A 4,524-nucleotide genomic window follows, 5' to 3' on the forward strand; every position below is an offset into this window, starting at 1 on the left:
CCCCCGCCCTCGGCGTCCCGCTCCAGGCCGGCGCACCCGACCCCGACGCGCTCTGCGTCGCCGTGGCCGGCCGACTGCCCGAACGGCCCGCCGGGGACGTCCGGGCCCTGCTGTACGGCCCGCCCCCGACCGACGACGCCGCGCTGCTGCGGCTCGCCGACGACCTCGATTCCCTCGAAAGGCAGGTACGGAACCCGTGACCGACCAGGCAACCGCCCAGCTCCGCTCCGTCCCCGGCACGGCACCCGCTACCCCCGCCACCGACCCGCGCACCGCGCTGACCGCCCTGCGCGCCGAGATCGGCAAGGCCGTGGTCGGCCAGGACGCCGCCGTCACCGGCCTGGTCGTCGCCCTGCTCTGCGGCGGCCACGTGCTGCTGGAGGGCGTCCCCGGCGTCGCCAAGACCCTGCTGGTGCGCACCCTGTCCACCGCGCTCAGCCTGGAGACCAAGCGCATCCAGTTCACCCCCGACCTGATGCCCGGCGACGTCACCGGCTCGCTCGTCTACGACGCCCGCACCGCCGAGTTCTCGTTCCAGCCCGGCCCGGTCTTCACCAACCTGCTGCTCGCCGACGAGATCAACCGCACCCCGCCGAAGACCCAGGCCGCCCTGCTGGAGGCCATGGAGGAGCACCAGGTCACGGTGGACGGCGTACCGCGCGCGCTGCCCGTCCCGTTCCTGGTCGCCGCGACCCAGAACCCGGTCGAGTACGAGGGCACCTACCCGCTGCCCGAGGCCCAGCTGGACCGCTTCCTGCTCAAGCTGATCCTGCCGCTGCCCGACCGCGACCAGGAGTTCCAGGTACTCTCCCGGCACGCCGCCGGCTTCGACCCGCGCGACCTCGGCGCGGCCGGCGTCCGCCCGGTCGCCGGGCCCGAGCACCTGGCCGCCGCCCGCGAGCAGATCGCCAAGCTGACCGTCTCCCCCGAGGTCCTCGCCTACATCGTCGACCTCTGCCGGGCCACCCGGCAGTCCCCGTCGCTGTCCATCGGCGTCTCCCCGCGCGGCGCCACCGCCCTGCTCGCCGCCTCCCGCGCCTGGGCCTGGCTGGCCGGCCGCGACTACGTCACCCCGGACGACGTCAAGGCACTCGCCCTGCCCACCCTGCGGCACCGGGTCGCGCTGCGCGCCGAAGCCGAGATGGAGGGCGTCACCGCCGACTCCGTCATCCAGGCCGTCCTCGCCCAGACGCCCGCACCCCGCTGACCCCACCCCCACCGCACCGCACCCGTTCCGGCCCTCCGGCCCACGGGCTTCCGTCGCACGGGCTTCCGAAGGAGCGCACCGCATGGCCCTCACCGGGCGAACCGCCCTGCTCGCCGCACTCGGCGCGCTCGTCGTGGGCCTGCTGCTGCCGTCCCGGACCGGGATCGGCCTGGTCACCGGTGCGGTGCTGATCGCCGTCGCGGTCGACCTGGTGCTCGCCGCCCCGGTCCGCAGCCTGCGGTTCGGGCGGGGCGGCGACACCACCGTCCGGCTCGGCGAGCCCGCCACGGTCGAACTGACCGTCACCAACCCGTCCGGCCGGCTGCTCCGAGGCCTGGTCCGCGATGCCTGGGCCCCGTCCGCCTGGCGCCCCGGCACCGCCGAGGCCGCCTCCCGGCACACCCTGGCCCTCCCCGGCGGCGAGCGGCGCCGGATCACCACCGTGCTCACCCCCACCCGCCGCGGCGACCACCAGGCCCACCGGGTGACGGTCCGCTCGCTCGGCCCGCTCGGCCTGGCCGGCCGCCAGGGCTCGCACCTCGTCCCCTGGACGGTCCGCGCGCTGCCCCCGTTCGCCAGCCGCAAGCACCTGCCCTCCCGGCTCGCCCGGCTGCGCGAACTCGACGGCCGCACCTCGGTGCTGACCCGCGGCCAGGGCACCGAGTTCGACTCCCTGCGCGAGTACCTGCCCGGCGACGACGTCCGCTCCATCGACTGGCGCGCCAGCGCCCGCCGGGCAGCGAACACGGCCGCCGGCGCGGGGGGCCTCGCCGTCCGCACCTGGCGCCCCGAACGCGACCGGCACATCCTCGTCGTCCTCGACACCGGCCGCACCTCGGCCGGCCGGGTCGGCGACGCGCCCCGACTGGACGCCGCCCTCGACGCCGCGCTGCTGCTCACCGCCCTCGCCACCCGGGCCGGCGACCGGATCGACCTGCTCGCCCACGACTCCCGCAAGCGCGTCACGGTGGCCGGCAGTTCGGCCCACGAGGTGCTGCCCGCCTTCACCAACGCGATGGCCGGCCTGGAACCCGCGCTGCACGAGACCGACATGCGCAAGCTGGTCGCCACGGCACTCAAGATGGCGCCGCAGCGCTCGCTGATCGTGCTGCTCACCGGCCTCGACGCGGCCCCGGTCGAGGACGGCCTGCGCCCGCTGCTGCCGGTGCTCACCAAGCGCCACGAGGTCGTCCTCGCCTCGGTCGCCGACCCGCAGCTGGACGTCCTCGCCGCCGGGCGGGGCACCCTGGAGGCGGTCTACGGCGCGGCCGCCGCCGAGCAGACCCGCGCCGACCGCCGCGCCACCGCCGAGCGCCTCACCCGCCACGGCGTCACCGTCCTGGACGCCCCTCCCGCCCGGATCGCCCCGGCCCTGGCCGACACCTACCTGGCGCTGAAGGCCGCCGGCCGGCTCTGAGGGGCCCCGGCGCCCCGGCACCACCCGCGTCAGCTCGTCCGACCGCCCCTCAGTCCCTCGTTGAGCCGGGCCGCCCGGCGGGTCAGGTAGTCGCGCTCGGCGAGGTTGGGCGCTTTGTGCGCCGCCTCCGCGTACAGCCGGGCCGCCGTCACCAGATCCCCTTCGCGCTCGTGGAGGTACGCCGCCACCGCGGTGTACCTGGGCAGCGCGCCGTCCAGCTCCGCCAGCGCCGCCAGCCCGGCGCGCGGACCGTCGGCCTCGCCGACCGCCACCGCGCGGTTGAGCCGCACCACCGGGCTCGCGGTCAGCCGGACGAGCTCGTCGTACCACTCGACGATCTGCACCCAGTCCGTCTCCTCGGCGGTGAGCGCGTCGGCGTGCAACGCCGCGATGGCCGCCTGCGCCTGGAACTCGCCCAGCCGGTCCCGGGCCAGCGCCGTCCGGAGGATCCCGATGCCCTCGGTGATCAACCCGGTGTCCCACCGGCCGCGGTCCTGCTCGGCCAGTGGCACCAGCGCGCCGTCCGGCCCGGTCCGGCCGGCCCGCCGGGCGTGGTGCAGCAGCATCAGAGCCAGCAGTCCCGCCACCTCGGGGTGGTCGATCACCGCCGCGAGCTGCCGGGTGAGCCGGATGGCCTCGGCCGCGAGGTCGACATCACCGGAGTAGCCCTCGTTGAAGACCAGATAGAGGACCCGGAGCACGGTGGCGACGTCCCCCGGCTGGTCGAACCGGACGCCCGAGACGGTGCGCTTGGCCCGGCTGATCCGCTGCGCCATGGTCGCCTCGGGCACCAGATAGGCCTGCGCGATCTGGCGGGTGGTCAGCCCGCCCACCGCACGCAGGGTCAGCGCGACTGCCGACGAGGGCGTCAACGCCGGGTGGGCGCACAGGAAGTAGAGCCGGAGCGTGTCGTCCACGTCGGCTGAGGGTCCCGGCCCCGGCTCCTGGTCGACCAGGTCCTCCCGGCGCCGACGGGCGGCGTCCGACCGGGCCGCGTCCAGGAACTTGCGCCAGGCCACCGTGACCAGCCAGCCCTTGGGATCACGCGGCTGCTCGACGGCCCAGAGCCGGACCGCCTCGACCAGCGCCTCCTGCACGGCGTCCTCGGCCGCCGCGAAGTCTGCTCCGCGGCGGCCGAGGACGCCGATGACGCTCGGCGTGAGGCTCCGCAACAGGGCCTCGTCCATCGGAGAGGTCACTCCGTGATGGTCGGCGGCATGGCCAGGAACGGGCGCAGTTCCAGCCACTCGTGGATCGGCTTCCCCCCGGCCCCGGGGGCGGCCGACAGTTCCCCGGCCAGCTCGACGGCGCGCTCGTAGCTGTCGACGTCGATCACCATCCAGCCGGCGATGAGGTCCTTGGTCTCGGCGAACGGACCGTCGGTGACCGGCGGGCGCCCCTCGCCGTCGTACCGGACCCACGTCCCCTCGGGCGCGAGCGCCTGACCGTCGACGAACTCGCCGGTCTGCTCCAGGCGGGCCGCGAAGTCCTGCATGTACGTGATGTGCGCCGTGACCTCCTCCGGCGTCCACTGGTCCATCGGCACGCAGTTGACCGCGGCCGGGGCACCCCGGTAGTGCTTCAGCAACAGGTACTTGGCCATCGTCTTCTCCTCGGAGCCGGTGCGACCATTCTGGCCGCGCTCACCCCGGGGACGGTGCCGGGCACGGGTTCTCGACACGGCTGACCAAGATTTTTTCGGTCCGTCGCGGACGGCCGGCCCCAGGTTCGTCCAGCACCGCTCGCCCGGCACACCTGATCCGCCCCGGAAATGCGAAGAACCCCCATCCGGGACCCGGATGGGGGTTCTTTCTGAAGAATTGTTCGGCGGCGTCCTACTCTCCCACAGGGTCCCCCCTGCAGTACCATCGGCGCTGTAAGGCTTAGCTTCCGGGTTCGG

4 protein-coding genes, 1 rRNA gene and 1 pseudogene are annotated in these 4,524 nt (G+C 75.0%); 3 read left to right on the top strand and 3 right to left on the bottom strand.

Annotated features, from left to right (window positions below):
- From KS423_RS39220 to KS423_RS39230, 3 genes and pseudogenes are all read left to right on the top strand, one after another.
- Window positions 1-200: pseudogene (locus KS423_RS39220) on the top strand (DUF4350 domain-containing protein); the annotation flags it as partial.
- Complete coding sequence (locus tag KS423_RS39225; RefSeq protein WP_374120119.1) at window positions 197-1,207, top strand: AAA family ATPase; 1,011 nt, start codon at window positions 197-199, stop codon at window positions 1,205-1,207. The pseudogene KS423_RS39220 and the gene KS423_RS39225, both read left to right, overlap by 4 nt.
- Before the next feature lie 82 nt (window positions 1,208-1,289).
- Window positions 1,290-2,624: a DUF58 domain-containing protein gene (locus KS423_RS39230; RefSeq protein ID WP_224284508.1), complete on the top strand. Its 1,335-nt coding sequence runs from the start codon at window positions 1,290-1,292 to the stop codon at window positions 2,622-2,624.
- 29 nt (window positions 2,625-2,653) lie between these two features.
- Here the strand turns inward: KS423_RS39230 and KS423_RS39235 are convergent, their stop codons facing one another.
- The 3 genes from KS423_RS39235 to rrf all read right to left on the bottom strand — a co-directional run.
- Window positions 2,654-3,811 carry an RNA polymerase sigma factor gene (locus KS423_RS39235; protein WP_224284511.1) on the bottom strand — a complete coding sequence of 386 codons (1,158 nt, stop codon included), beginning with the start codon at window positions 3,809-3,811 and terminating at the stop codon, window positions 2,654-2,656.
- A gap of 8 nt (window positions 3,812-3,819) precedes the next feature.
- Window positions 3,820-4,227 (bottom strand): YciI family protein, encoded by a 408-nt coding sequence (locus KS423_RS39240; protein WP_224284509.1) that lies wholly within the window; start codon window positions 4,225-4,227, stop codon window positions 3,820-3,822.
- Between the two features lie 219 nt (window positions 4,228-4,446).
- Window positions 4,447-4,524 (bottom strand): 5S ribosomal RNA (gene rrf / locus KS423_RS39245); the annotation flags it as partial.

The organism is Streptomyces sp. LS1784, from assembly GCF_020103755.1.
Classification (GTDB): domain Bacteria; phylum Actinomycetota; class Actinomycetes; order Streptomycetales; family Streptomycetaceae; genus Kitasatospora.

What these genes read in the sequence shown, in the direction of transcription:
- KS423_RS39240 (WP_224284509.1), bottom strand. Translation starts at nt 4,227, where the DNA reads ATGGCCAAGTACCTGTTGCTGAAGCACTACCGGGGTGCCCCGGCCGCG.
- KS423_RS39230 (WP_224284508.1), top strand. Translation starts at nt 1,290, where the DNA reads ATGGCCCTCACCGGGCGAACCGCCCTGCTCGCCGCACTCGGCGCGCTC.
- KS423_RS39235 (WP_224284511.1), bottom strand. Translation starts at nt 3,811, where the DNA reads ATGGACGAGGCCCTGTTGCGGAGCCTCACGCCGAGCGTCATCGGCGTC.